Here is a 578-nt window from a genome sequence, read left to right as displayed (position 1 = left end):
CCAATCTTAATTAAAGTATCATTGTTGCTTTGAGTAATGGACAAATTTGCATAGCTAATACCACCTGATAAAGCAATCAAATCTTCATTAATGTTGAAATCTTTGATTGTATCTCTACCTTGATTTGGCGCAAGCACAAAAATATCATTACCTGCACCACCTGTGAGATTATCAGTACCCAAACCGCCGTAAAGTTCATCGTTTCCGTCACCAGCAACAATGGTGTCATTACTAGCAAAGCCAAAAATCAAATCGTCTGAGCTAGTTCCCTGTAAGTTATCAGCTGAAGCTGAACCTGTGATAATACTATTAACTTGATTGCCACTTTTAATATTAACAACATCAACATCGTCAGCATTTAAATTGTTATATTTAGCATCACTACTAACGGCTTTGGCAGTAATAATTTGATAAGTAGTATTACCATCTGCAATGCCATCATTAACACCTGTAACGATGATGGTTTGGGGCGTATTCCAGTTAGCAGCAGTAAATGTGACGCTAGAAACTGAAATAGTGCCTTCATTGACATTGGAACTACTCAAATTTATCGTGACATCAGCAGTGGGTTGGGTATC

The 578-nt window shown here is 37.2% G+C and carries 1 protein-coding gene; it reads right to left on the bottom strand.

The genetic code is table 11. The features are described from left to right. A partial coding sequence (locus tag GNE10_RS35000; protein ID WP_397326719.1) for a calcium-binding protein occupies nucleotides 1-578 on the bottom strand: 578 nt, incomplete at both ends.

The organism is Nostoc sp. 2RC (assembly GCF_014222165.1).
GTDB lineage: Bacteria > Cyanobacteriota > Cyanobacteriia > Cyanobacteriales > Nostocaceae > Nostoc > Nostoc linckia.
The sequence above is the reverse complement of the archived record's forward strand: the minus strand, read 5'-3'. Positions and strand labels throughout refer to the sequence as shown.